Origin of the sequence: Mesorhizobium sp. M4B.F.Ca.ET.143.01.1.1 (genome assembly GCF_004792275.1) — a bacterium.
Classification (GTDB): domain Bacteria; phylum Pseudomonadota; class Alphaproteobacteria; order Rhizobiales; family Rhizobiaceae; genus Mesorhizobium; species Mesorhizobium abyssinicae.
In genome coordinates, this window is sequence record NZ_SRSR01000002.1 from 489,529 (window position 1) to 515,713 (window position 26,185).

22 protein-coding genes are annotated in these 26,185 nt (G+C 65.4%); 13 read left to right on the plus strand and 9 right to left on the minus strand.

Annotated features, from left to right (window positions below; translation table 11 throughout):
- Nucleotides 1–131 precede the first annotated feature (131 nt).
- Nucleotides 132–734, minus strand: coding sequence for a superoxide dismutase (locus EN786_RS06635; RefSeq protein WP_127311597.1), 603 nt, complete (start codon nucleotides 732–734; stop codon nucleotides 132–134).
- Nucleotides 735–905: 171 nt separating this feature from the next.
- Nucleotides 906–1,784 (minus strand): branched-chain amino acid aminotransferase, encoded by an 879-nt coding sequence (locus tag EN786_RS06640; protein ID WP_127283095.1) that lies wholly within the window; start codon nucleotides 1,782–1,784, stop codon nucleotides 906–908.
- Nucleotides 1,785–1,974: 190 nt separating this feature from the next.
- Between EN786_RS06640 and EN786_RS06645 the strand changes: the two genes are divergently transcribed.
- On the plus strand, nucleotides 1,975–2,634 hold the full coding sequence (locus EN786_RS06645) for a haloacid dehalogenase type II (RefSeq protein ID WP_127311598.1): 660 nt from the start codon (nucleotides 1,975–1,977) through the stop codon (nucleotides 2,632–2,634).
- Nucleotides 2,635–2,880: 246 nt separating this feature from the next.
- Complete coding sequence (locus tag EN786_RS06650; RefSeq protein ID WP_135908088.1) at nucleotides 2,881–3,705, plus strand: L,D-transpeptidase; 825 nt, start codon at nucleotides 2,881–2,883, stop codon at nucleotides 3,703–3,705.
- Between the two features lie 12 nt (nucleotides 3,706–3,717).
- On the opposite strand, the gene EN786_RS06655 is transcribed toward EN786_RS06650, so the two are convergent.
- Nucleotides 3,718–5,223 (minus strand): PLP-dependent aminotransferase family protein, encoded by a 1,506-nt coding sequence (locus EN786_RS06655; RefSeq protein ID WP_246688719.1) that lies wholly within the window; start codon nucleotides 5,221–5,223, stop codon nucleotides 3,718–3,720.
- On the opposite strand from EN786_RS06655, the gene EN786_RS06660 reads away from it, so the two are divergent.
- Complete coding sequence (locus EN786_RS06660) at nucleotides 5,222–5,845, plus strand: FMN-binding negative transcriptional regulator (protein ID WP_127312256.1); 624 nt, start codon at nucleotides 5,222–5,224, stop codon at nucleotides 5,843–5,845. The genes EN786_RS06655 and EN786_RS06660 overlap by 2 nt on opposite strands.
- 163 nt (nucleotides 5,846–6,008) lie before the next feature.
- Here the strand turns inward: EN786_RS06660 and EN786_RS06665 are convergent, their stop codons facing one another.
- Nucleotides 6,009–7,553, minus strand: a complete 1,545-nt coding sequence (locus EN786_RS06665; RefSeq protein ID WP_127312050.1) for a helicase HerA-like C-terminal domain-containing protein — start codon at nucleotides 7,551–7,553, stop codon at nucleotides 6,009–6,011.
- Nucleotides 7,554–7,840: 287 nt separating this feature from the next.
- Here EN786_RS06665 and EN786_RS06670 point away from each other — a divergent pair, with 287 nt between their 5' ends.
- The 4 genes from EN786_RS06670 to EN786_RS06685 all read left to right on the plus strand — a co-directional run bounded on the left by EN786_RS06670 (nucleotide 7,841) and on the right by EN786_RS06685 (nucleotide 12,088).
- On the plus strand, nucleotides 7,841–9,283 hold the full coding sequence (locus tag EN786_RS06670) for a methylmalonyl-CoA mutase subunit beta (protein ID WP_127283090.1): 1,443 nt from the start codon (nucleotides 7,841–7,843) through the stop codon (nucleotides 9,281–9,283).
- The gene (gene scpA / locus EN786_RS06675) at nucleotides 9,280–11,403 is read left to right on the plus strand and encodes a methylmalonyl-CoA mutase (protein ID WP_127283089.1); all 2,124 of its coding nucleotides are present in this window, start codon (nucleotides 9,280–9,282) and stop codon (nucleotides 11,401–11,403) included. Before EN786_RS06670 ends, scpA begins: the two co-directional genes overlap by 4 nt.
- A gap of 71 nt (nucleotides 11,404–11,474) precedes the next feature.
- The gene (locus tag EN786_RS06680; RefSeq protein ID WP_127283088.1) at nucleotides 11,475–11,705 is read left to right on the plus strand and encodes an AbrB/MazE/SpoVT family DNA-binding domain-containing protein; all 231 of its coding nucleotides are present in this window, start codon (nucleotides 11,475–11,477) and stop codon (nucleotides 11,703–11,705) included.
- Nucleotides 11,702–12,088 (plus strand): type II toxin-antitoxin system death-on-curing family toxin, encoded by a 387-nt coding sequence (locus EN786_RS06685; RefSeq protein ID WP_127283087.1) that lies wholly within the window; start codon nucleotides 11,702–11,704, stop codon nucleotides 12,086–12,088. Before EN786_RS06680 ends, EN786_RS06685 begins: the two co-directional genes overlap by 4 nt.
- On the opposite strand, the gene greA is transcribed toward EN786_RS06685, so the two are convergent.
- Entirely contained in the window at nucleotides 12,085–12,567 is a 483-nt protein-coding gene (greA, locus tag EN786_RS06690) for a transcription elongation factor GreA (protein ID WP_127283086.1), read from the minus strand. The genes EN786_RS06685 and greA overlap by 4 nt on opposite strands.
- A gap of 103 nt (nucleotides 12,568–12,670) precedes the next feature.
- Between greA and EN786_RS06695 the strand changes: the two genes are divergently transcribed.
- Entirely contained in the window at nucleotides 12,671–14,047 is a 1,377-nt protein-coding gene (locus tag EN786_RS06695) for a TIGR03808 family TAT-translocated repetitive protein (protein WP_127283085.1), read from the plus strand.
- Here the strand turns inward: EN786_RS06695 and EN786_RS06700 are convergent.
- Both EN786_RS06700 and EN786_RS06705 read right to left on the minus strand, forming a co-directional pair.
- Nucleotides 14,040–15,044 carry an asparaginase gene (locus EN786_RS06700; protein WP_127311124.1) on the minus strand — a complete coding sequence of 335 codons (1,005 nt, stop codon included), beginning with the start codon at nucleotides 15,042–15,044 and terminating at the stop codon, nucleotides 14,040–14,042. The two genes, EN786_RS06695 and EN786_RS06700, sit on opposite strands and share 8 nt — an antisense overlap.
- A 54-nt stretch (nucleotides 15,045–15,098) precedes the next feature.
- The gene (locus EN786_RS06705) at nucleotides 15,099–16,265 is read right to left on the minus strand and encodes an acetyl-CoA acetyltransferase (RefSeq protein ID WP_127287076.1); all 1,167 of its coding nucleotides are present in this window, start codon (nucleotides 16,263–16,265) and stop codon (nucleotides 15,099–15,101) included.
- 240 nt (nucleotides 16,266–16,505) lie between these two features.
- Here EN786_RS06705 and betI point away from each other — a divergent pair, with 240 nt between their 5' ends.
- Genes betI through betB form a run of 5 tightly spaced genes read left to right on the plus strand, consistent with a single transcriptional unit; the run spans nucleotide 16,506 to nucleotide 22,798 of the window.
- The gene (gene betI / locus EN786_RS06710) at nucleotides 16,506–17,096 is read left to right on the plus strand and encodes a transcriptional regulator BetI (protein WP_127311123.1); all 591 of its coding nucleotides are present in this window, start codon (nucleotides 16,506–16,508) and stop codon (nucleotides 17,094–17,096) included.
- On the plus strand, nucleotides 17,093–18,622 hold the full coding sequence (gene betC / locus EN786_RS06715) for a choline-sulfatase (protein ID WP_127311122.1): 1,530 nt from the start codon (nucleotides 17,093–17,095) through the stop codon (nucleotides 18,620–18,622). The genes betI and betC overlap by 4 nt, the downstream gene beginning before the upstream one ends.
- Entirely contained in the window at nucleotides 18,619–19,626 is a 1,008-nt protein-coding gene (locus EN786_RS06720) for a threonine/serine dehydratase (RefSeq protein ID WP_127287131.1), read from the plus strand. Before betC ends, EN786_RS06720 begins: the two co-directional genes overlap by 4 nt.
- Nucleotides 19,627–19,629: 3 nt before the next feature.
- The gene (gene betA, locus EN786_RS06725) at nucleotides 19,630–21,282 is read left to right on the plus strand and encodes a choline dehydrogenase (RefSeq protein WP_127287132.1); all 1,653 of its coding nucleotides are present in this window, start codon (nucleotides 19,630–19,632) and stop codon (nucleotides 21,280–21,282) included.
- 52 nt (nucleotides 21,283–21,334) lie between these two features.
- A complete protein-coding gene (gene betB, locus EN786_RS06730; protein WP_128275880.1) occupies nucleotides 21,335–22,798 on the plus strand; it encodes a betaine-aldehyde dehydrogenase in 1,464 nt (487 codons plus the stop codon).
- Nucleotides 22,799–22,982: 184 nt separating this feature from the next.
- On the opposite strand, the gene EN786_RS06735 is transcribed toward betB, so the two are convergent.
- On the minus strand, nucleotides 22,983–25,223 hold the full coding sequence (locus EN786_RS06735) for an AGE family epimerase/isomerase (protein ID WP_128346578.1): 2,241 nt from the start codon (nucleotides 25,221–25,223) through the stop codon (nucleotides 22,983–22,985).
- A gap of 44 nt (nucleotides 25,224–25,267) precedes the next feature.
- The gene (locus tag EN786_RS06740; protein WP_127286546.1) at nucleotides 25,268–26,167 is read right to left on the minus strand and encodes a LysR family transcriptional regulator; all 900 of its coding nucleotides are present in this window, start codon (nucleotides 26,165–26,167) and stop codon (nucleotides 25,268–25,270) included.
- Between the last annotated feature and the right edge of the window lie 18 nt (nucleotides 26,168–26,185).

The window sequence follows — 26,185 nt, forward strand, 5'->3', positions numbered from 1 at the left end:
AAGAGAGTTCGCGACTGGACGTTAACGGACGTCGCAGGGGAAATATTCCGTCCACTCAGCAACGATTTTCACTTTTCGTTGCCGGCAGAAAAGAAAAAGCCCCGGTGTGCCGGGGCTTTTTCTCCGATCAATCAGCCATTGGCCTTTTCATAGAGCTCAAGGACATGATCCCAGTTGATCAGGCTGTCGACGAAGGCTTCGAGGTATTTCGGGCGGGCGTTGCGGTAGTCGATGTAGTAGGAGTGCTCCCAGACGTCGACGCCGAGGATCGGCGAGGCGCCATGCACCAGCGGATTCTCGCCGTTCGGCGTCTTCGAGATCGCGAGCTTGCCGTCCTTGACCGAAATCCAGGCCCAGCCGGAACCGAACTGGGTGGTGCCGGCGGCGATGAAGTCCGCCTTGAACTTGTCATAGCCGCCGAGGTCGCTGTCGAAGGCCTTCTGCAGGGCCCCAGGGAGCTTGGAGCCGCCGCCGCCCTTCTTCATCCACTTCCAGAAGTGGATGTGGTTGTAGTGCTGAGCGGCGTTGTTGAAGAGGCCGGCGTTCTTGCCGAAGGACTGCTTCACCACCTCCTCGACCGAAAGGTCTCCCAGGCCGGCTTCCGCGGCGAGCTTGTTGCCGTTGTCGACATAGGCCTTGTGGTGCTTGTCGTGGTGATACTCCAGCGTCTCCTTCGACATGTAAGGCTGCAAGGCCTCGTAGTCGTAGGGCAAAGCGGGCAGCTCAAAAGCCATGGATGGTACTCCCTCATGGAAAATCCGGTGTCGATACCGGACTAAGATAGGTCTGGAATGGTTGGGGACAACTCCGGAATGAAGCGCCGGTTCCCTTTCTAGAGAGGTTCCGGAAGAGTGTCACATGGTTTTGCAGCAGGTGGCCGCGTGAAAGGAAAGCCCGGCCGCGGATCAGGCGGCGGACGCCGAATGCGCCCAGTCCCAGTAGAGCTCGCGCGCCTTCTTGGCGACCGGCCCGGGCTGGAGGTTGCGCTCCTCGATGCGGGTGATCGGCACGATCTTGGAGTGGTTGCCGGTGGAGAAGATCTCGTCCGCTTCGAGGAATTCGCGCACCGAGAGCGTCCTTTCGGTGGTCTTGAAGCCGTAGTCGCCGAGCAGGTTTATCGTGCGCGAACGGGTGATGCCGGACAGGAAGGTGCCGTTCGCCGCCGGCGTCAGCACATGGCCGTCCTTGACCAGGAAGATGTTCGAGGTTCCGGTCTCGGCAACGTTGCCCAGCATGTCCAGCACCAGCGCATTGTCGAAGCCGCGCATCTTGGCTTCGAGGATGGCGCGGCCGTTGTTGGGATAGAGGCAGCCGGCCTTGGCGTTGGTCGGCATGGTCTCAATGCTCGGCCGCCGGAACGGCGACAAGGTGATCGAAAAGCCAGCCGGCGAGATCATCGGCGATTCGTATAGGCAAAGGCAGAAACGGGTCGAGGCCGGATCGGCTGGCACGCCCATGTAGCCGCCATGCTCGGCCCAATACATCGGCCTGATATAGACCGCCGTCTTGCCATCGAACTTCTTCAGGCCATCCCAGGTCAGCCCGACGATCTTGTCGGTGGTCATGGTGGGTTTCAGGCCGAGCGCGATGGCCGAGGCGTTCACCCGCGCGGCGTGAAGCTCGAGGTCGGGCGCCACGCCCTCGAACCAGCGGGCGCCGTCGAAGACGCTGGTGCCGAGCCACATGGCGTGGCTGCGGGGGCCGAGAATGGCGACATTGCCTTCATGCCAGTCGCCGTCGACGAAGGTCCATGTTGCGGATTGCGCCGCTGCCGCCAGTGTCATTGCTCGGGTCCGTCCAGATGCTTTTTTGCGAAGCGCGCATAGGAAGATGCTTTGAAGGCCGCCGTCAACCGGAATCGCGGAGATTTGTTGAGACCTGCGGCTCTCGGCCTGGCGGCTATCCGCAAGCATCGATTGCCGCTGGCCGCAATCAACGCTTGCGCTCCGCCTGCCCTCGCCTCACAACTGTCGCATGCACCATGCGGCTTATGTTTTCGACGCCTACGGCACGTTGTTCGACGTGCATGCCGCCGTGCGCCGCCACGCCGGCGAGATCGGGCCGGACGGCCAGTTGCTCTCCGACATCTGGCGCGCCAAGCAGCTCGAATATTCCTGGGTCAGGACGCTGATGGGCGCCTATGCCGACTTCTGGCAATTGACCGAGCAGGCGCTGGATTTCGCCCTGCGCAAGGTGCCCTCGGTCGACAGGGGGCTGCGGGCCAAGCTGCTGGAGGCTTACTGGCGGCTCGACTGCTATCCGGAGGTGCCGGCCGTGCTCAAGGCGCTCAAGGCGTCCGGCTCTCGGCTGGCGATCCTCTCCAACGGCTCGCCCGAGATGCTCGAAGCTGCGGTCAAGTCGGCCGCGCTCGACCAGGTGCTGGACGACATCTTTTCCGTCGATCAAGTCAGGCGCTTCAAGACCGACCCCTCGACTTACGACATGGTGACCACCGGCTGGCGCCTCTATCCGGATGCGGTGTCGTTCCAGTCGTCCAACCGCTGGGACGTGGCGGGGGCCGCCAAGTTCGGCTTCCGCACGGTGTGGATCAATCGCGCCAACCAGCCTGACGAATACCGCGATTTCATGCCGGGATTGATCCTGCCGTCGCTCGAAGGCCTGCTGACCGCTTGAGGTAGGTTGGTATTCAGGGGATGCCGACTTGACTTGGATCTCAACATAGCTTGGGGTCGCCAGGCCTCATGTGGCCGTGGCGCAACAGGCCGGATGCGGTCACAGCTTTGCCTTTGTTTGTCCACCCTGAGGCCAGAATCGGAACCGCCTATCGCCGCCAACTGTTAAAGGCGAGAGTGCTCCCGTTAACAGTCCGCACCGGCGCATTTATGCTTTGTTGCGACTTGAGACCTAAAAAAGGCAACCATGTTCATATCCGATCCGTCCTCCCTTCGCCTCAGCCGCCGCGGCTTTCTCAATGCCGCGGCGCTCGGCGCCGCCTCGGTCGCCGTTTCCGCTTGCGCCACGACGAGGCCGGAACCGGTCGAGCCGCCGCCGCCGGCTTATGTCGAGCCGCCGCTGGGCGACTATGCGACGATGTACGGCCCGATCTCGGACAGCGGTTTCGAAGTGCCGGCCATACCGTTCCAGAAGATCGATCCGCAGTTCCTGCGCCAGATCGTTCCCGATCCGACCGGCCAGAAGCCGGGCACCATCGTCGTCGATACGACCGGCCATCACCTCTATCTGGTGCGTGAGGGCGGCCAGGCGATCCGCTACGGCGTCGGCCTCGGCCGTGCCGGCTTCGAATGGGCGGGCGACGCGGTGGTGCAGTGGAAGCAGAAGTGGCCAAAATGGACGCCGCCGGACGAGATGGTCGCCCGCCAGCCGGAACTGAGGGAGTACAGCGCCGACAATGGCGGCATGCCCGGCGGGCTGAAGAACCCGCTCGGCGCGCGCGCGCTCTATCTGTTCCAGGGCAATGTGGACACGCTCTACCGCCTGCACGGCTCGCCGGAATGGAACTCGATCGGCAAGTCGGTGTCGTCGGGCTGCGTTCGCCTGATCAACCAGGACATCATCGATCTCTACGATCGCGTGCCCTCGAAGACGCCGGTGATCGTTACCGCCGATGTCGGCCAGCCGATGGTGGTGAGCGCCAATCGCAAAGCCATTCCGATCGACGCCGGCGTGCCCGATGGATCGATCCTGCTTGGGCCGATCAGGCGCGATACCGACGAGCTCTTCTGAAGCCTGATCTCGTCAGCGGTGCGCGGCCAGCACAGTCGCCAGCATTGCAACACCGCGTCTCAGTGCCTCCACGTCGAGCCCGGCATAGCCGAGGATGAAGCCGGCCGTTTCAGGTCGCGGCTCGGTTGGGTCATAGAGCGGCGATACCGGATAGAGGCCGATCCCGGCGGCGCGCGCAGCCGCGATGACCGCCGGCTCGCGTTCGGCGTCGATGCCGTTCATCCAGGCGACGACATGCAGTCCGGTGTCGGCACCCGCGACGGAGACTCCTGCACCCAGATGTTCGGACAACGCCTGCAGCAGGGCCTCCCTGCGCTCGGCGTTCTTCCTGCGGATGCTGCGGACGTGACGCTCATAAGCGCCGCTCGCCAGCAGGTCGCCCAGTATGTCTTGTTCCAGCATCGGAGCATGCCGGTCGGTCAGCCGTTTCGCCTCGCTAAACGCCCGGGTGAGGCTGGCGGGAACGACGAGATAGCCGAGCCTCAGGGTCGGCGAAAGCGTCTTGGACAGCGTGCCGATATAGATGACGGAGTCAGGATCGAGGGCCTGCAGCGGCGGGATGGGGGAGATGTCGTGACGGTATTCGCCATCGTAATCGTCTTCGACAATGTAGGCGCCTGTGGCCTTGGCCCAGGCCAGGAGGGCGCGCCGGCGCGTCGCGGAAAGCACGCTGCCGAGCGGAAACTGATGCGACGGCGTCACGCAAGCAAGGCGGGCCGGCGGCAGCGCATCGGTCCTCAGCCCGTCGGCGTCGACCGCAACGGGCACGGCGATGCCGCCTGCCGCCGCGAAGGCATTGCGGGCCAGCAGATAGCCCGGGTTCTCGATCACAAACGGGTCGCCGGGGTCAAGCAGCAGCCGCGCGCAGAGGTCGAGCCCTTGCTGCGAGCCGTTGACGACGACGATCTGGTCCGGCGTGCAGCTGATGCCGCGAGCGCGCCAGAGATAGCCCTGAAGCGCGCTGCGGGCGGCAAGGGACCCCTGAGGGTCGCCATAGCGCAGACGCGCGGGGCGTCGCAAAATGGCTTTGTTCGACGCCCGCCGCCAGGCCAGCACCGGGAAGTCCGCCCCGGACAGGTCGCCATAGCGGAAATCGGCAAGCTTGGCCGGCTGCATTTCCGCCGGCGCAGGCAGGGCGACGAGGCGGCGGGCGAATGCCGACAGGTTGCGGGGCTGAGCGGCCTCGAGGGGCGTCTCCATCGACGGCGCCTCCAGCCCCGAGGCCACGATCGCGCGTGCTCCCGGCCGGATGATCAGATAGCCTTCGGCGTCGAGCTGGCTATAGGCGGCCGTCACCGTGGTGCGTGAGGCGCCCCATTCGGCGGCAAAGACCCGCGTCGACGGCAGGCGGTCGCCAGGCCGATAGGCGCCGCTGTGCACCTGCGCCTTGATCGCCGCGATGATCCGGCGCGCGACGCCATCCTTCTCCAACTGGACCACAGAGAACCTACGAAACTGGATATTTCCACCAAGCCAGACTTGCGGCATCGTCGCCTGCAACGCAAGGAGTTTCGCCATGTACATACCGCCCACCTTCCGTGATGACGACAAGGAGAGCCTGAGAGCAACGATCCGCGCCGCGCGGCTGGCGACGCTGGTCACCGCCACGACGGAAGGACCGCAGGCGACGCCGTTGCCACTTCTTCTCGACGAGAACGAGGGCGAGCACGGCGTGATCTACGGCCATGTCGCGAAGGCAAATCCGCAGTGGCGCGCACCGGCATTGGGCGACGGCCTGGCGATCTTCATGGGACCGGACGCCTATGTGACGCCGGCGTGGTATCAGGCCAAGCAGGAAACCGGGAAGGTCGTGCCGACCTGGAACTATGTCGCAGTCCATGCCTATGGACCGATTGAATTCTTCGACGATGCCGACAGGCTGCTCGACGTGGTGACGCGTCTCACCACCCTCCACGAAGACGGCCGCGCCTCGCCTTGGGCCGTATCGGATGCGCCGCCGGATTTCATCCAGGCGCAACTGAAGGGGATTGTTGGCCTGCGCATGCCGATCACGCGGCTCGAAGGCAAGCGCAAGATGAGCCAGAACCGCAACGCTGCCGATCGTGCCGGTGTCGTGTCTGGCCTCGCCGCGAGCGATCGTCCGTCGGACCGCGAGGTGGCTCCGCTCATCCCGGTGTGAGGTCGCTCCGCTCATCCCGGTGTGAATCCGTCATCGCGAATCTGAGCCAATTCGCCTGGTACTTCGCCGCGGCTTCCTGCTCGCCATACCGCAGGAAGGATTGATCACGGCAGCACTCTTTCACCCCGCTTGAAGCGACCTCCGCCCTTCTCGTGCAGACATCCTACCGCCCCCTGGCCAGGCTGCCCAGGATCCCGCGCACGATCGCGCGGCCGACGGACGAGCCGACCGAGCGCACCACCGACTTGATCGCCGCTTCGGCCACCGTCTGGCGGTTGGAGGGGCGTGGCGCCGGAGCGCGGCGGCCGCCGGACTGCGGAGCGGGATCGTCGCCGAAACCGGGAATCGTCCAGCGCGAGCGGCCGCTGTCGGCCTGTTGCGCCTGCTCTTCGGCCTCCTGTGCCTCTTTCGCCTTCTTCTGCAACAGCTCGAAGGCCGATTCGCGGTCGATCACCTGGTCGTATTGGCCCGAGACCGGGCTTTCGGCGATCAACTGGCGGCGCTCGTCAGGCGTGATCGGGCCGAGCCGCGACGATGGCGGCCGGATCAGCGTGCGCTGGACCATGGAGGGCACGCCCTTGGCCTCCAGCGTCGAGACCAGCGCCTCGCCGGTGCCGAGCTGGGTGATCGCGGTCATGCAGTCGAAATCGGGGTTGGGGCGGAACGTCTCGGCCGCCGTCCTTACCGCCTGCTGTTCGCGCGGCGTGTAGGCGCGCAGCGCGTGCTGGACGCGGTTGCCGAGCTGGGCCAGAACCTTCTCGGGGATATCCAGCGGGTTCTGGGTGACGAAATAGACGCCGACACCCTTGGAGCGGATCAGCCGCACCACCTGCTCGACGCGATCGACCAGCACCTTCGGCGCGTCCTCGAACAACAGATGCGCCTCGTCGAAGAAGAAGACCAGCTTCGGCTTGTCCGGATCGCCGACTTCGGGCAATTCCTCGAACAGCTCCGACATCAGCCAGAGCAGGAAGGTGGCGTAGAGCCTGGGATTCATCATCAGCTTGTCGGCGGCAAGCACGCTGATGGCGCCACGGCCGTCGCGCGTGGTGCGCATGATGTCGGCGATGCGCAGCGCCGGCTCGCCGAAGAAGTTCGCCGCGCCCTGCTGTTCCAGCACCAGCAGCGTGCGCTGGATGGCGCCGACCGACGGCTTGGTGACATTGCCGTAGCGGGCGCTGAGCTCATCGGCGCGCTCGGCGATATTGGCGAGCAGCGCCTGCAGATCCTTGAGGTCGAGCAGAAGCAGGCCTTCCTCGTCGGCGATGCGGAAGGCGATGTTCATGATGCCTTCCTGCGCTTCGGTTAGGTTCATCAGCCGCGACAGCAAGAGCGGTCCCATCTCCGAAGTCGTGGCGCGAATCGGGTGGCCCTGTTCGCCGAACAGGTCCCAGAAGATGACCGGGAATTCCTGGAAGTCGTAAGGGTCGAGCTTGATCTGCTCGGCGCGCTTGACCAGGAAATCCTTGGCCTCGCCCATCATGGCGATGCCGGAAAGATCGCCCTTGATGTCGGCGCAGAAGACCGGCACGCCGGCGTTGGAAAAACCCTCGGCGAGGATTTGCAGGCTGACCGTCTTGCCGGTGCCGGTGGCGCCGGTGACCAGGCCGTGGCGGTTGCCATATTGCAGCAGAAGCTGCTCGGGGCGCTGATAGCTGTCGTCGGGCTTGCGGCTGGCGCCGATGAAAATGCTCTTGTCGTCAGCCATATGTCCGGTCTCCGCAACCTGATGAAGTTAAAAGCAAAGGGCCACGCTGAGGTATAGTGAGGCGACGCGGCAGCGACAATGCTCCAATCGCGAATCGGGCTTTCAGTCGGAGTCTGGAACTCAACCCAAATCCCGACTTGCCGGGCTTCCTGCAGCTTGCGGACTTTGCGCATGTTTGGCAATCGGTCGGTGGTTCACCCGGCCGCATGCGTGGCGCATTGTGATATCGGACAGGGAACCTTAGACTGACGGTTCGAATTGATGCGGCAGAAAAACCAGGAGTGCGGATGGGCGCCGGCGCCTTGACCAGGGAAGTCGACCTTCAGAACGCTGACCGCCAGCGCTGGCTGGCGCTCGCCGAAAAGGCGCTTGCCGGCGGCTCCTTCGAGGACAGGCTGGTTTCCCACAGCGACGACGGCATCCGCATCGAGCCGCTCTATGAGCGCTCGGCCGCGGCCGAACCGCTGGTCAGGGCAAATCCCGGAGCGCCCTGGATCGTCAGCCAGCGCGTCGACGATCCGGATATTGGCCGCGCCAAGGCGCAGGCACTGGACGATGTCGCGCAAGGGGCGACCGGTCTGTCACTGGTTTTCGAGGGCGCGCCGAACGCTTTCGGCTATGGCCTGCCGCGAACGGCCGAGGCGCTGGAAGCGGTGCTCGACGGCGTGCCGCTCAACCGCGTCCAGGTCCGCATCGATGCCCATCCCTGGAGCCGTGCGGTGGCCGACTGGCTGGTGGCATTCCTGGGCAAGCGCCGCTCCGATCCGGCCAAGCTCAACCTTTCCTTCGGCATCGATCCGGCGGCGATCTTCGCCGGCACCGGCCGGCTGCGCATGTCGATCGAGGCGCTGCAGGAATCGATGCCGCAGTCGATGGCGCATTTCTTCTCGATGGGAGTGCCCGGCGTGCTGCTCGAGGCCGACGGGCGCGTCTTCCACAATGCCGGCGCCACCGAGGCCCAGGAGCTCGGCACGATGATGGCGTCGGCGGTCTCCTATCTCAGGATGTTCGAGAAGGCGCGCCAGCCGCTGGTCTATGCCGCACCCCATATCGGCTTCGCGCTCAGCGTCGACCAGGACCAGTTGCTGTCGATGGCCAAGGTGCGCGCCTTGCGCCGGCTGTGGGCGCGGATCCAGGAAGCCTGCTCGATCCCGGCCTCGACGGCCAGCATCCACGCCGAGACGTCCTATCGCATGATGACGGCGGCGGACCCGGAGACCAACATATTGCGCACGGCGATCGCCTGTTTCGCGGCCGCCGCCGGCGGGGCCGATTCGATCTCCATCCTGCCACACACAATCGCGCATGGGCTGCCGGCCGGCTTTGCCCGCCGCGTCGCCCGCAACGCGCAGCTGATCATGGCCGAGGAAAGCCACGTCGATCACGTCGCCGACCCCGCTGGCGGATCGGGCGCCGTCGAGGCGCTGACCAATGATCTCTGCGCGGTCGCCTGGCAAGAATTCCAGCGCATCGAGGCCGAAGGCGGCGTGCTGGCGAGCCTGCAGCAAGGCTACATCCAGAACCGCGTCCAGACCGCCGCTGCGAAGCGCAACGCCGAATACCGGACGGGCGCGCGCGCTATCGTCGGCACGACACTGTTCCGCGCGGGCAGCGAACGCCCGGTCGAAACACTGGCGGCGGAGCGGCGACCGGCGCTGACGGAAGGCGTCGCGACCTGCGAGCCGCTGTTTCCGGTGCGCATCGATCAGTCGATCGGAGCCGGCGCATGATCCCCGATTTCAGCCAGATCGGCTGGTCTGCTCCGCGCCGCGCGCCGGTCGAGCTCAAGGGCCAGCGGATGACGCCGGAAGGCATCGCCGTGAAGCATCTCTACATGCAGGGCGATCTCAAGGGCCTCGCCAATCTCGATACCTATCCCGGCTTGGCGCCCTTCGTGCGCGGCCCCTACCCGACAATGTACGTCCAGCAGCCCTGGACGATCCGGCAATATGCCGGCTTCTCAACGGCGGAAGAGTCGAACGCCTTCTACCGGCGCAACCTGGCGGCCGGGCAGAAGGGCCTGTCGGTCGCTTTCGATCTCGCCACGCATCGCGGTTATGACAGCGACCATCCTCGCGTCGCAGGCGATGTCGGCATGGCGGGAGTCGCCATCGATTCCATCCTCGACATGCGCCAGCTGTTCGACGGCATTCCGCTCGGCGAAATGACGGTGTCGATGACCATGAACGGCGCGGTGCTGCCGGTCATGGCGCTCTACATCGTGGCGGCGGAGGAACAGGGAGTTGCGCAAAAGGATCTCGCCGGGACCATTCAGAACGACATTCTGAAGGAGTTCATGGTCCGCAACACCTACATCTACCCGCCGAAACCCTCGATGCGGATCGTGTCGGACATCTTCGCCTACACGTCGCGCAACATGCCGAAGTTCAACTCGATCTCGATCTCGGGCTACCATATGCAGGAGGCCGGCGCGACGGCGGACCTCGAGCTCGCCTACACCATCGCCGACGGCATCGAATATGCCCGCGCCGGCGTCGCTGCCGGGCTCGACATCGACCGCTTCGCGCCGCGGCTTTCCTTCTTCTGGGCCGTCGGCATGGACTTCTTCATGGAGGTCGCCAAGCTCAGGGCCGCGCGCCTGCTGTGGTCGAGCCTGATGAAGAAGAATTTTGCGCCCAAGGACGAGCGCTCGCTGTCGCTGCGCACGCACTGCCAGACGTCAGGCTGGTCACTGACGGCGCAGGATCCCTACAACAACATCACCCGCACGATGATCGAGGCGATGGCGGCGACGCAGGGGCATACGCAGTCGCTGCATACCAATTCCTTCGACGAGGCGATGGCGCTGCCGACCGACCATTCGGCCCGCATCGCCCGCAACACGCAGCTCATCCTGCAGAAGGAATCCGGCACCACGCGCATCGTCGACCCGTGGGGCGGCTCGGCCTTCGTCGAGCGGCTGACGCAGGATCTGGCGGCGCGCGCGCTCGCTCACATCGAGGAGGTCGAGAGCCTCGGCGGCATGGCGGCGGCGATCGAGAAAGGCATTCCGAAGCTGCGCATCGAGGAGGCCGCGGCCCGCACCCAGGCACGCATCGATTCCGGCGAGCAGACGCTGGTCGGCGTCAACGCGCATCGGCCGCAAACCGACATCGAGGTCGACGTGCTGAAGATCGACAATGCCGAGGTCAAGGCCAGGCAGTTGGCGAAGCTGCAGCGGCTGAAGGGCACGCGCGACGTCGGCGCGGTCGAGGGCGCGCTTGCCGCGTTGACGCGGGCGGCCGAGGACGACGAGAACCTGCTTGAATTCGCCATCCGCGCGGCGCGCGCCAAAGCGACCGTCGGCGAGATTTCGCTGGCGCTGGAAAAGGTTTTTGGGCGTCATGTCGCCTCGGTGCAGACGATCTCCGGCGTCTACCGCGATGCGCTCGGCGACAATCCGGCGGTCGACAGGCTGCAGGACAAGATCGCGACGTTTGAGGAGAAATCCGGTGGCAAGCCACGTATCCTGGTTGCCAAGATGGGTCAGGACGGCCATGACCGCGGGCAGAAGGTGATCGCCACCGCCTTTGCCGATCTCGGCTTCGACGTCACCGTCGGTCCGATGTTCCAGACGCCCGAGGAGATCGCGAAACTGGCGGTCCAGCACGACGTCGACATCATCGGCGCCTCCTCGCTCGCGGCCGGACATTTGACGCTCATTCCTGAGCTCAAGGAAGCGCTGAAGAAGCTCGGCCATGGCGACATGCTGATCGTCGCCGGCGGCGTGATCCCGCCGCAGGACTATGATGCGGTGCTGAAGGCGGGTGCGGCGGAAATCTTCCCGCCGGGCACGGTCATTCCAGAAGCGGCGGACAGGCTTATGGACCGCTTGCTGGCGGCGGCATGAGGCCGTTATAATTCCTGTTGCAACAATCGGCGTCTGGCGTTATAATCGGCGTTGCAACAGGATGATCCGTCATGAACACCACCATTCGCAAAATCGGCAATTCCGAAGGGCTGATCCTGCCGAAGGAACTTCTCGACCGGGTGAACCTGAAGGCGGGCGACAATGTGGTCGTCGTCCAGGAGGGTCAGGAGCTTCGCTTGCGCCGCCTTGAGGACTCTGCCGAAGAATTCGAACGCAAGATGAAGATCGCGCGTGAGCGGATGAAGAAATACGAGGTTGCCTACCGCGCGCTCGCGAAATGACCGCGCATCATTCGCGAGAATTCGTGGAGGCGATGCACGCCGAGCAGTTGCGCCTTCACGGCGGTGCGCCGGGCATTCGTGACGAAGGCATGCTGGAATCAGCGCTTGCTAGGCCTCAGCAGAAGGAGGCCTATGGAGAGCCCGATCTTTGCGAACTGGCGGCCGCTTATCTCTTTGGCATCGCAAAGAACCACCCATTCGTCGACGGCAACAAGCGCACCGCTTTTGCCGCAGCCGATTTGTTTCTCTACTTCAATGGATTGAGTGTCGAGGCCGAGCAGGAGGACGTCATCCAAATGGTGATGATGGTTGCAGCGGGTGAAATCGACGAAGCCGGGGCCGCGGCATTCTTCCGCGACCATGTCGTCAGGCTGGAAGACTAGCTCTCAGCCTTGTCCGAAAGCTTGGTGATCTCCCACTCCTTGCCGTTGACCGACGCGATGTCGCCAAGCTTCTTGCCGAACAGCGCCACTGCCATCGGCGAGACATGGGAAATGCTGCCCTTTGAGGGATCGGCCTCGTCCTCGCCGACGATCTTCCAGTGCACTTTCTTGCCGTCATCGCCTTCCAGCGTGACGCCCATGCCGAAGCGGACCACGTCGCTGCCGGGCTCGGGCACGGAAAGCTCCGCACTCTCGCGCCTGGCGGTCCAGTAGCGCAGGTCGCGCGACACGAGCGCGATGCGCTCGCGGTCGGCTCGCCTCTCGGCCTTGCCCAATTCGTCGCGCAGTCCTTCGAGTTCCTGATCGATCATTGCCAAGCCACGCTCCGTCACCAGGTTGCGGTGCTGGCTGATCGGACGCTCGCCAATGCCGGCGATGGCGTTTTCGCTGTCTTCTTCGCGGGTAAAAGCTCTGCTCATGCAATGAACTTAGGCCCGGTGCCGCCTCTGTACAAGCTGTAGTCCGACGGCAGGCCTGGCACGATTCCTGCGACAGGGATGGCAAACGCCAGGACCTGTGCCGATGTTGAACAGACGAATGCTGCTCGCCCAGACCGCCGGCTTTGCCATTGCGGGCCTTTGCGCTGGCAAAGTCTCGGCCAAGGTGCTGCCCGGCATCGCGAAAGCCTCGATGCGCGGTTCGATCAACGCCACCGAGCTCGGCGTGCAACCAGGCACGCTTGACGACCAGAGCAAGGCCTTCACCAAGCTCCTCAACGACGCCAGCGAGCGCGACGCGCCGGTGTTTTTGCCGCAGGGCACCTATGTCGTGTCCAACCTCAAGCTGCCAGCGCGCCTGCGCCTGAGCGGCGTGCCGGGCGCCACGCGCATCGTCTATGGCGGCAACGGCCATCTGATGATGGTCGAGCAGGCCGAGCATATCGAACTCGGCGGGCTGGTGTTCGACGGCTCGAACCGCTGGCTGGCCGACTATGCGCAAGGCCTGCTCGACCTGCGTCGCGTCGGCCATCTCGTCATCGACAATTGCCAGGTCACCGGCAGCGGCAAGAACGGGCTGGCGCTGGAGCATGTTTCGGGCCGCGTCGGGCGTTGCGACATTTCCGGCGCGGCGGACGCCGGCATCTATTCGGTCGAAGCCGGCGGGCTGGAGATCTCCGGCAATACGGTTTCCGACTGCGCCAATGGCGGCATCCTCGTGCATCGCTGGCAGCAGGCGGAAGACGGCACCCTCGTCAGTGGCAACCGCGTCGAGCGCATCGGCGCCAGGAGCGGCGGCACCGGCCAGAACGGCAACGGCATCAACGCCTTCCGCGCCGGCAATGTCGTGATCTCGGGCAACATCGTCTCGGACTGCGCCTTCTCGGCGATCCGCGCCAACAGCTCCAGCAATCTGCAGGTCACCGGCAACACCTGCTCGCGCTCGGGCGAGACGGCGCTCTATTCGGAATTCTCCTTCGAAGGCGCGGTCATCGGCAACAACATCATCGACGGCGCCGCCAACGGCATCTCGATCGTCAATTTCAACGAAGGCGGCCGCATGGGCGTGTGCGCGAACAACATCGTGCGCAACCTGTCGACGGTCGGCCCCTACCCCGCCGACGCGCCCGGCTTCGGCGTCGGCATCAGCGTCGAGGCCGACACCACCGTGTCGGGCAATGTCGTCGAGAACGCGCCGCTCTATGGCATGCAGATCGGCTGGGGGCCTTATCTGCGCAATGTCGTTGCCACCGGCAACATCATCCGCAAGGCCGGGACCGGCATTGCGGTGTCGGTGGTCGAGGGCGCAGAAACGGCCATCATCTCGGACAATGTCATCGATGGCGCGCTGAACGGCGCTATCGTCGGCCAGCGCTGGGCCGATCCGGCGACCGCCGACCTCGCCCAGTCAGGCAATGCCGGCTATGCGCATCTGACCGTTGAGCGCAACCACGTCAGTTGAGCGCAGCCGTCGGCCGTAGCGTGCCAACCTTGGCGCCAATCCGGCTTTCGACGGGGCGATGGGCGAGCTCCATCAGTTTTGCGGCGAGGCCTTCGTCGCCACGCAGCAGCCTGGCCAGCACCGCGGCGATCATCACCTCGGCGGCGCGGCCGGCGCCGTCGTCGCATTTCAGCGCAATGCCGAGGCCAAGCTCGGGAACGGCGGCGCAATAGACGCCCTCTGCACCGGTCTTGACGAAGATGCGGCCGGGCGCCGCCTGCATCAGCGCGACATCGGCGCCGCCGCTGCCGGAGACCAGGAAGGGCTCGGCCATGCAGGCGGACAAGAGCCGCTTCGCCGCCCTGGCCCGCTCCGGCGCAAAGCCCCTGCCCGTCGCCATGCGGGCAAAGCCGAGCGCGAAGCTCTTTAGCGGCACGGCATAGGTCGGGATGGAACAGCCGTCGGTGCCGCAGTGGTCGACGTCATGGGCGGCACCGGTCACGGACTGCATGGCATCGCGAACCATCTCCTGCTGGGCGTGGCCGGCCTTGACGTAGCCGCGATGGGCGATGCCCGCATGCACGCAGGTGCATAGGAAGCCGGCATGCTTGCCGGAGCAGTTGTTGTGCAGCGCGTTCGGCACGCCGCCGGCACGGGCAAGCGCTATGGTGGCGTCATGGTTCGACGGCCAATGCGCGCCGCATTCGAGCGCGGTTTTGTCGAGACCGGCTTTCGCCAGCATGGCTTGCGCCAGTTCGACATGCGCGGCCTCGCCGGTATGCGAGGCGCAGGCCAGCGCCAGTTCGCGGTCGCCGAAGCCATAGGCGTCGGCCGTACCGCTTTCGACCAATGGCAGCGCCTGGATCGCCTTCACCGCCGAGCGCGGAAACACCGGGCGGACCGTCTCGCCGATTTCGAGCAACGGCTTGCCGTCAGCATCGAACACGGCGACCGCGCCGCGATGGGCGCTTTCGACCACCGCGCCGCGCAAAACCTCGACCAGAACCGGATTTGACATGCTGCCTCCCGCACGCGCGCGCCCAGAGGGCGCCGCTTTAAATGCGGGCCGCTTCTACCTGATCCGGTCGAGAATGGAAACGTAGTTGGCAACGGCAGCGCCACCCATGTTGAAGATGCCGCCGAGCTTGGCGCCCGGCACCTGGATGCCGCCCGCCTCGCCGGTGAGCTGCATGGCGGTCAGCACATGCATCGACACGCCGGTGGCGCCGATCGGGTGGCCCTTGGATTTAAGGCCGCCGGAGGGGTTGACCGGCAGGCGGCCGTCCCTGACCGTGGTGCCGTCCAGCGCCAGCTTCGCGCCTTCGCCTGGCTTGGCCAGCCCCATCGCCTCGTATTCGATCAGTTCGGCGATGGTGAAGCAGTCATGCGTCTCGACGAAGGAGAGGTCGTCGAGCGTCACGCCGGCCTTCTTCAGCGCCTGGTTCCAGGCCTGCTCGCAGCCCTCGAAGGCGAGGATGTCGCGCTTCGACATCGGCAGGAAATCCTGGACGTGCTCATTGGCGCGGAAGGTGACGGCGCGGCGCATCCTGAGCGCCGTCGCGGTGTCGGTGAGCACAAGCGCGGCGGCGCCGTCCGAAACCAGCGAGCAGTCGGTGCGCTTCAAGGGACCGGCGACGAACGGGTTCTTCTCGCTTTCCTGGCGGCAGAATTCAAAGCCGAAATCCTTGCGCATCTGCGCGTAAGGATTGTCGACGCCGTTCTTGTGGTTCTTGGCGGCGATCATGGCGAGCGCATCCGACTGGTCGCCATAGCGCTGGAAATAGGCCTGCGCGATCTTGCCGAAGACGCCGGCAAAGCCGGCGGGCGTGTCGCCATCCTCCGGCAGGTAGGAGGCCTTGAGCAGGTTTTTGCCGATCTCGGGGCCGGGCGTGGTGGTCATCTGCTCGGCGCCGACCACCAGCACAATGCGGGCCGCATTGGCGTCGATGGCGCGGATACCTTGCCTCACGGCGGCCGAACCGGTGGCGCAGGCGTTTTCGACGCGCGTCGCCGGCTTGAAGCGCAGCCGGTCGTCGGCCTGCAAAACCAGACTGGCGGTAAAATCCTGCGCGGAGAAGCCAGCGTTGAAATGGCCGAGCACGATCTCGTCGACATCGTCGGGACCAATCCCGGCATGGTCGAGCGCCTCGACGGCGACCTTGGTGATCAGGCCCTCGAGCGTCTCGCCCTCGAGCTTGCCGAAGCGCGAATGCGCCCAGCCGACGATGCATGCGGTCATTACAGCCTCCATTTGCCGCGCAGCCTGGCGTGTGGATCCTCAGGTGATGCCGGCCTGACCTGAACCTCCACACACGCTAGCACGTCCTGTCGCGGCATGAGATTCAATATTGTTCAACAGTGAACTTTTTTCCAGCCCAGGGGATGGGCCAGACCAACAGGATCGTTTGATGCCAGCATCGATTTTTTGTTGATTGATCCGTCAATAAAAAATAATCTTATATCGAGCCCGGATCCCAAAATGCCGAAAATCGGAATGGAACCCTTGCGCCGCAAGGCGCTCATCGATGCGACGATCTCGGCGATCGGCGAGCGCGGCTCGCTGGACGTGACGATGTCGGAGATCGCCGGCCGCGCCGGCGTGTCGTCGGCGCTGGCGCACCATTATTTCGGCGCCAAGGACGAGCTTCTGTTCGCGACGATGCGGCACATACTGTCGGAGCTCAACACCGACACCAGGCGTGCGCTGCGGGCCACCGGCACGGCGCGCCAGCGCGTCTCGGCCGTGGTCGCCGTCAGTTTCTCCGACGACCAGTTCCAGCCCGAGACCATCGCCGCATGGCTTGCCTTCTATGTCGAGGCGCAGAAGTCGTCGGCCTTGCGGCGCCTGCTCAAGATCTATGCGAGGCGACTGCATTCGAACCTGATGAGCGGGCTGACCGGCATCCTGTCCCGACGCGAAGCGGATCGCGTCGCCGAAGCGACGGCGGCGCTGATCGACGGGCTCTACATCCGTCGCGCGCTGAAAGACGGCGTGCCGGACGCGGCGACGGCCATCGCGCTCGTCGAAGACTATCTCGAAACCAAGCTCAGCGGACGGAGCCTGCCTTGACGAGCGGACGGCCCAATTTCCTGATCGTCATGGTCGATCAGCTCAACGGCACGCTGTTCCCCGACGGACCGGCGGAATTCCTGCATGTGCCGCATCTGAAGGCACTTGCCGCCCGCTCGGCGCGCTTTGCCAACAACTACACCGCCTCGCCGCTCTGCGCGCCCGGCCGCGCTTCGTTCATGAGCGGGCAGTTGCCGTCGCGCACCGGGGTCTACGACAACGCGGCGGAGTTCACGTCCTCGATCCCGACTTTTGCCCATCACCTGCGATCTGCCGGCTACTACACCTGCCTGTCTGGCAAGATGCATTTCGTCGGGCCGGACCAACTGCATGGCTTCGAGGAGCGGCTGACCACCGACATCTATCCGGCCGATTTCGGCTGGACGCCAGACTATCGCAAACCCGGCGAGCGCATCGACTGGTGGTATCACAATCTGGGCTCGGTGACCGGCGCGGGCGTCGCCGAGACCACCAACCAGATGGAGTATGACGACGAAGTCGTGTTCCTGGCCACGCAGAAGCTCTACCAGCTTTCGCGGGAGCAGGACGATGCGGACCGGCGGCCCTGGTGCCTGACCGTTTCGCTGTCGCACCCGCACGACCCGTACGTCGCGCGCAAGCAGTATTGGGACTTCTACGAGAATTGCCAGGCGCTGGACCCCGAAACCGGGTTCATCGCGCATGACGAGCAGGACGCGCATTCGCAGCGGCTCTACCACGCCAGCGACTATTCCGCTTTCGCGATCACAAGCGACCAGGTGCGCCGTTCGCGGCGCGGGTATTTCGCCAACATCTCCTATGTCGACGACAAGCTCGGCGAGCTGCTGGACGTCCTCGGCCGCACGCGCATGCTCGACGACACCGTCATCCTGTTCTGCTCGGACCATGGCGACATGCTCGGCGAGCGCGGGCTGTGGTTCAAGATGAGCTTCTTCGAGGGTTCGGCGCGCGTACCGCTGATGATCGCCGGCAAAGGCGTGCCGGCCGGGCTGATCGAGGCGCCGGTCTCCAATCTCGACGTGACGCCGACGCTGTGCGACCTCGCCGGCATCGACATGGGCGCCATCGCTCCGTGGACCGACGGCCAGTCGCTGCTGCCGCTCGCCAATGGCGGGCAGCGCACCGCGCCCGTGTTGATCGAGTATGCCGCCGAAGGCTCCTACGCGCCGCTGGTGGCGATCCGCGACGGCAAATACAAATTCGTCCATTGCGAACTCGACCCGCCGCAATTGTTCGACCTCGAAACCGATCCGCTCGAGCGTGACAACCTCGCCGACGACCTGGCCAACGCGGCGCTGGTCGCGGCGTTCATGGACAAGGTCCGGGCGCGCTGGGACATGGCCGCTTTCGACGCCGCCGTGCGCGAGAGCCAGGCGCGCCGCTGGGTGGTGTATCCGGCGCTGCGCAACGGCGCCTATTACCCCTGGGATTTCCAGCCGCTGCAGAAGGCGTCCGAGCGCTACATGCGCAACCACATGAACCTCGACAATCTCGAGGAGAGCAAACGGTATCCGCGAGGCGAATGATGACAACGCTCGTCCCCTCACTCGACCATCTCAAAATGGCCTATGCCCTCACCTCGGCCGCAACGCAGGTGACGCCATTGCTGGAGTCGACGGCGCTCGCCAGGGAGACGGGCGCGGCGCGTGTCTTCGTCAAGCCGGAATCGCTGCAATGGGCCGGCTCCTTCAAGGTGCGCGGTGCCTATTGGCGGCTGAAGCAGCTGTCGCCGGATGAGGCCAAGAAAGGCGTCGTCGCCTACTCGTCCGGCAATTTCGCGCAAGGGCTGGCCGCCGCCGGCCAGGCGCTCGGCATTCCCGTCACCATCGTGATGCCGATCGATGCGCCGGCCGCCAAGCGTGAGGCCACCGCCGGCTATGGCGCGCGCGTCGTGCTCACCGACCATGGCGATCGCGCACGCGAGGAAGTGGCGGCCGCCAGGGCGCGCGCGATCGCCGAGACCGAAGGACTCACGCTGCTGCATCCCTTCGACGATCCGGAGATCGTTGCCGGCCAGGCCGGCGCCGGGCTGGAGGCGCTCGACCAGTTGGCGGCGAAGAACGCGCATGCCGACCTGGTGTTCTGCTCCGTCGGCGGCGGCGGGCTGATCGGCGGCGTGTCGCTCGCTTTCCACTATCTGTCGCCCCAGACCGAAATCATCGCGGTCGAGCCGGAAGGCTTCAACGGCATGGGTTCCTCACTGGCGCACGGCGCCATCGAGACGATGCCGATCGGGCCGAAATCGATCTGCGACGGGCTTATGGCGAGGCAGCCCGGCGAAGCGCCATTCGCGGCGGTGCGCGCGGCCGGCGTGCGCGGCGTCACCGTCGACGATATCTCGGTGCGGCGCGCCATGAAGATCGCCTTCGAGCGGATGAAGCTGGTGCTGGAGCCGTCGGGCGCGGCGTCGCTGGCGGCGCTGCTTGGGGGAAAGGTGAACGTGGCGGGAAAAACCGTCCTTGTTGTGGCTACCGGCGGCAATGTCTCGCTCGCCGATTTCATCTCGCATATGAACGATGGGCGCATATGAACAATGCTTGAAGCGGACTTCGTGATCATCGGCTCCGGCTCCGCCGGCTCGGCCATGGCCTACAGGCTGTCGGAGGACGGCAAGCACTCGGTGATCGTCATCGAGTTCGGCGGCACCGATATCGGGCCGCTGATCCAGATGCCGTCGGCGCTGTCGATCCCGCTCAACATGAGCCTCTACGACTGGGGCTTTGCCAGCGAGCCGGAGCCGCATCTCGGCGGCCGCGTGCTCGCCACCCCGCGCGGCAAGGTGATCGGCGGCTCGTCCTCGATCAACGGCATGGTCTATGTGCGCGGCCATGCGCGCGACTTCGACCACTGGGCCGAACAGGGCGCAACCGGCTGGGGCTTCGCCGACGTGCTTCCCTACTTCAAGCGCATGGAGGATTCCGACGGCGGCGAGGATGGCTGGCGGGGCAAACGCGGCCCGCTGCATGTCCAACGCGGCACGCGCAGGAACCCGCTCTACGGCGCCTTCGTCGAGGCCGGCCGCCAGGCCGGTTTCGAGCTGACCGACGACTACAACGGTTCGAAGCAGGAAGGGTTCGGCCCGATGGAGCAGACCATTCTCGGCGGCCGCCGCTGGTCGGCGGCGAACGCCTATCTGAAGCCGGCTCTGAAACGCAAAAACGTCACCTTGGTCAAGGGCTTCGCTCGCCGCGTGGTGATCGAGAATCAACGCGCCATCGGGGTCGAGATCGAAGCTAACAAACAGATTCAAATCGTTAAGGCGCGACGTGAAGTGATCGTCGCGGCATCGTCAATCAATTCGCCGAAGATCCTGATGCTGTCGGGCATCGGCCCGGGCGCGCATCTGCAGGAAAACGGCATCCAGGTCGTTGCCGACCGGCCAGGCGTCGGCCGCAATCTGCAGGACCATATGGAACTCTACATCCAGCAGGAATCGACCAAGCCGATCACGCTGAATTCGGTGCTCAACCCCTTCTCCAAAGCGTTGATCGGCGCACAGTGGCTGTTCTTCAGGACCGGCCTCGGCGCCACCAACCATTTCGAGGCCGCGGCTTTCGTGCGCTCGCGGGCCGGCGTCGACTATCCGGACATCCAGTACCACTTCATTCCGGCGGCGGTGCGCTATGACGGCAAGGCGGCAGCGAAGTCGCACGGCTTCCAGGCGCATGTCGGGCCGATGCGCTCGAAGTCGCGCGGCTCGGTGACGCTGCGCTCGCCCGATGCGAAAGCGAAGCCGGTGATCCGCTTCAACTACATGTCGCATCCGGACGACTGGACGGAGTTCCGCCACTGCATCCGGCTGACGCGCGAGATCTTTGGGCAGAAGGCTTTCGACAGTTTCCGCGGCAAGGAGATCTCGCCCGGCAGTCATGTGCAGTCGGACGAGGATCTGGACGCCTTCATCAGGGATCACGCCGAGAGCGCCTATCATCCTTGCGGCACGTGCAAGATGGGCCGCGCCGACGATCTGACGAGCGTGGTCGATCCGGAATGCCGGGTGATCGGCGTCGAGGGCCTGCGCGTCGCCGACTCCTCGATCTTCCCGCGGGTGACCAACGGCAATCTCAACGCGCCCTCGATCATGACCGGCGAGAAGGCTTCAGATCACATCCTTGGGCGGATGCCGCTGGCGCCGTCCAACCAGGAACCATGGATCAATCCGCGCTGGCAGGCGGCGGATCGATAGGGCATTGTGAGGCTGGCGCCCTCCCGCCCAGCGACCATCAATGGAGAAGACCATGCGCGCCCAGCCCACGGCATCGCACTATGTCAACGGCCGCTACATCGAGGACGAGGGCGGCGCGCCGCTGCCTGTGATCTATCCGGCCACGGGCGAGACAATCGCCACGCTGCATTCCGCGACGCCGAACGTGCTGGAACTGGCGATCGAGGCCGCGCGCGCCGCACAACCGGCCTGGGCTCGGCTGAAGCCGGTCGAGCGCGGCCGCATCCTGCGCCGCGCCGCCGACATTCTTCGCGCCCGCAATGCCGATCTCGCGCGCATCGAGACGCTGGACACCGGCAAGGCTATCCAGGAGACGCTGGTGGCGGACGCGCCCTCGGCGGCGGATTGCCTGGAATATTTCGGCGGCGCGGTCGCCGCCTTCAACGGCGAGGCGGTCGATCTCGGCGGGCCTTTCGCCTACACGCGGCGCGAGGCGCTTGGCGTCTGCGTCGGCATCGGCGCCTGGAACTATCCGATCCAGATCGCCGGGTGGAAATCCGCCCCGGCGCTCGCCATGGGCAACGCCATGGTGTTCAAGCCCTCGGAGAACACGCCGCTGTCGGCGCTGGCGCTGGCCGAGATCTACTCGGAGGCCGGCCTGCCCGACGGTCTGTTCAACGTCGTGCAGGGCTATGGCGATGTCGGCGCCGGCCTCGTCGGCCACGATGTCGTCGCCAAGGTTTCTGTGACCGGCTCGGTGCCAACCGGACGCAAGGTGCTGTCGCTCGCCGGCTCGAAGATGAAGCACGCGACGATGGAGCTCGGCGGCAAGTCGCCGCTGATCGTCTTCGACGACGCCGATCTCGAAAACGCCATCGGCGGCGCCATGCTCGGCAACTTTTACTCGACCGGTCAAATCTGCTCCAACGGTACGCGTGTCTTCGTGCAGAAGGGCATCCACGACCGTTTCGTCGACCGTCTGGTAGAGCGTACCAAGAAGATCCGCATCGGTGACCCGCTCGATCCAGAAACGCAGATGGGGCCGCTGGTCAACAAGGCGCAGCAGGAGAAGGTCGTCTCCTACATCGCGACCGGCAGGCAAGACGGCGCTGCCCTCGCCTGCGGTGGTAGCGTGCCCTCGCTGCAGGGTTTTCAGGGCGGCTTCTTCGTCGAGCCGACGGTGTTCACCGGCGTCACCGATACGATGCGCATCGCCCGCGAAGAGATCTTCGGGCCGGTGATGAGCGTGCTGAAGTTCGACAGCGAGGACGAGGTGATCGAGCGCGCCAACGACACCGAATTCGGGCTCGCCGCCGGGGTCTTCACCCGCGACCTGCCGCGCGCCCACCGCGTCATCGCCGAACTGCAGGCCGGCACCTGCTGGATCAACGCCTACAATCTGACGCCGGTGGAAATCCCCTTCGGTGGGGTGAAGCAGTCGGGCATCGGGCGGGAGAACTCGCTTGCGGCGCTGGCACTCTACTCGCAGCTGAAGGCGGTCTATGTCGAGACGGGGGACGTGGCGAGCCCGTATTGAGGGGCTGGCGCGAGGCACGCCTAATCTCCCCCCTTGAGGGGGAGATGTCGCCGAAGGCGACAGAGGGGGGTCGCCGCGCGTGGGGCGCTAGCCTTATCCTGTCGCAAAAGAAGGTCGCGTCCAGTCGAACCGACCCCCTCTGGCCTGCCGGCCATCTCCCCCTCGTGGGGGGAGATCGGCGGCTTCAGCCTCCCTCCCCGGCCGTTCCATCCAGATACTGCGTCAGCGCGCAGACGAGGTGGTAGAAAATGCTGGCCGGCACGTCGGTCGCCAGCGAGCGGCCGCGTTCGTCGATGCGGTCGATCCAGAGGCCGAGCGGCGCCGGGTCGATGTGCCAGCGGAACAGGCGGCCGACGCGCGCCTCGATCTCCGGCTTGAGGTCCGGCCCGCCCGTGCCGTCCAGCGCAATCGCCGCCTTGACCGCTTCGGCCTGCGGCCAGCTGCGCGACACCCGGTCGAGCGGCAGGCCTTGCCTGGAGACGGCGCCGTAGGACAGGCCGGTGGCGCGGTTGAGGCCGTTGGCGACGGCGGAGGCATAGAGCTTGCGGGCAAAGGCGGTGAGCTCGGTCTGGCCGCTGCGGCCGGCGAAATCGACGAGCAGCGAGGCCCATTCGAAATGATGGCCGGGCTCGGTCCAGCTGCCCTTCTCGCCGGCCACCGGCTTCCAGCCGTCGTCGAAATGTTCGCCGAGCGTCCAGCTTTCCGGATCGAAAAAGTGGCTGCGGAAGAGGTCGATGATCTGCGCCGCGCGGCGCAGATAGGCGCGCTCGCCGGTCGCCTGATGCCAGGCGAGGAAGGCTTCGAGCAGATGCATATGCGGGTTGGAGCGCCGCTCGCCTTCGCCGTCGGACGTTTCGAGGAAGCCGGTCATGCGGCTGTCCTCGAGATGGGCGTCGAGAAAAGCAAAGGTCTCCTCGCCGAGCCGGAGCGCGTCGGGATGACCCGATATATGGGCGTGCGCCAGCGCCAGAAGCACGCAGGAATGGTCGTAGGCGTCCTCGGCCGGGTCGGCGACCGAGCCGTCGATGTTGAGCGTGCGCACCCAGCCGCCCCTTGCGGTGCGGCCCTTGCCGGTCATGAAATCGATGCCATGGGCGATCAGCCGGTCGGCCGGGCCGGTCCAGCCGCGTTCCTTGGCCACCGCGAAAGCATAGACCTGGCGCGCCTGCGTGCGCATGCGCTTGGGCTTCATCAGCGGCGAGCCGTCGAAGCCGAGCGCCTCATGGAAGCCGCCATGACGCTCGTCGACGCCCGACGTCGACCACAGCGGCAGCGTCTCGTCGAACAGCCAGTGATGTACGCGCTGCCGCCAGGCGCCGCTTTCGATGACGCGGTCATGCGCCGGCGTGAAGCGGGTTTCCAGGCGACCCGACTTCTCCAGCTGCTCGACGATCTTCTTGACGTGCTGGCTGTGGCTGACCGGCGCCACGAAAGTGGCGTCGGCGGTCGAGACGATGGCGACGTCCTTCATGCCGATGGCCGAGAGCAGCCGGCCCTCGCCGCGAATGTAGGAATTCTCGCAATCGATGGCGACGACATCGCCGACGATGACGTTGCCTTGATTGTCGGAGGGCCCGACATCGAGCAGCGACTGCCAGGAGCCGAGATCGTTCCAGCGGAAGCCGGCCGGCACCATGGCGATGCCCTTGGCACGCTCCATGATGGCGTAGTCGATCGAGGTCGATGGGATGGCGGAATAGAGTTCCAGCGGCATATAGAGACCGGAAAGATCCGATGTCGCCGCCTTATAGGCGGCTTCGGTGGCCTGCCAGATATCAGGCGCGAAAGCCGCGAAGGCGTCGCGCATGGCGCCGGCGCGAAACAGGAAGATGCCGGTGTTCCAGTAGAAGGTTCCGGCTTCGAGATAGGTTTGCGCGGTGGCGAGGTCGGGCTTCTCGACGAAACGCGAGACATCGAACACACCGTCCCTGTCGGCGGCGACCTCTATATAGCCGTAGCCGGTCTCGGGCTGGGTCGGCTTGATGCCGAACACCACCAGGCGGCCGGCATGAGCCGCCACGGCCCCGGCTTCAACACTGCGCCAGAACTGCTCCGCGGTCGAAATCTCGTGATCGGACGGCACCACCAGCACCAGGCTGTCGCCGAATTCGGACAGCGTGCGCAATGTGGCGAGCGCGACGGCGGCCGCGGTGTTGCGTCCGGTCGGCTCGAACAGCGGGCCGCCGCCGGCAAGATCGAGGCCTGCGAGGTCGGCATGGACGCGCTCGGCGTGGCGCTCGGCGGCGATCAGGAAGATCGGCGTTTCGCCGGCCGGCCTTGCCGCCAGCCGGCGCAGGGTCTTGGCCAGCATCGAACCGTCGCCGGAAAAATCGTGGAACTGCTTGGGATTGTCCTCGCGCGACAGCGGCCAGAGCCGCGAGCCGACGCCGCCACTCATGACGAAACTGACAATGCGCTCGCTCATCCGGGTCTCGCAATCAGAAGTTGGTCGCATGGGTACGCACAGCTTTATGCACTGTTTACCCGATTCGAAATCCGCTCGGTCGCCAGATCGATGAACGCCTTGACCAGGGGCGACAGGTGGCGGCTGCTCGGATAGAGGACGTAAAGACCGCCGGCCGGCGTGGTGTGATCCCCAAGGACGCGGCGCAGCCGCCCCTCGCCGATCAGCGCGTCCGCCATTCCGTAGGGCAATTGAGCGATGCCGTAGCCGGCAATGGCGGCGGCGACGACAGCCTGCATCTCGTTGGCGGCGAAGCGCCCGGATACCGTGACCGTCTCCTGGCCTTGCGGCCCGTCCAGGACCCAGTGAGCGCCGGCTGCCGAGGGGCCGGCAATGACGCAGTGGTGATGAGCGAGATCCGCCGGCGCTTCCGGTGCTCCATGGCGCGCCAGATAGTCCGGGCTGGCGCAGAGATGCCTGTGCGTCGAGCCGAGCTTGCGGGCGATCAGCGTCGAATCCTGCAAGACGCCAGTGCGGAAGGCGAGATCGATCCCGTCCTCAACCAGGTTGAGCTTGTCGTCGGTCAGGCGAAGCTCGACCTTGGTCTTCGGATAGATCTCGAGAAACTCGACCACGGCGCGGTTGAGGAAATAGGCGCCGAAACCGACGGGCGCCGAGATACGGATCGTGCCCGATGGTTCCGCGTTCGCCTCGGCAAGGCGCAGATTGGCCTCTTCGATCGCCCGCAGTGCCTGGCTGCTCTGCTCGTAATAAAGGCGCCCAGCATCCGTCATGTTGAGGCTGCGGGTCGTGCGCTGCAGCAGGCGGACGCCGAACTCGCGCTCGAGCGCGGCAATGCGGCGGCTGACCGTCGTCTTTGGCATGGCAAGCAGGCGCGCGGCGGCGGTGAAGCTGCCGGTTTCCACAACGCGGGCAAAAACCGCGATGTCGTTGAGGTCGATCATTGTATCCAAGAGTGGGAC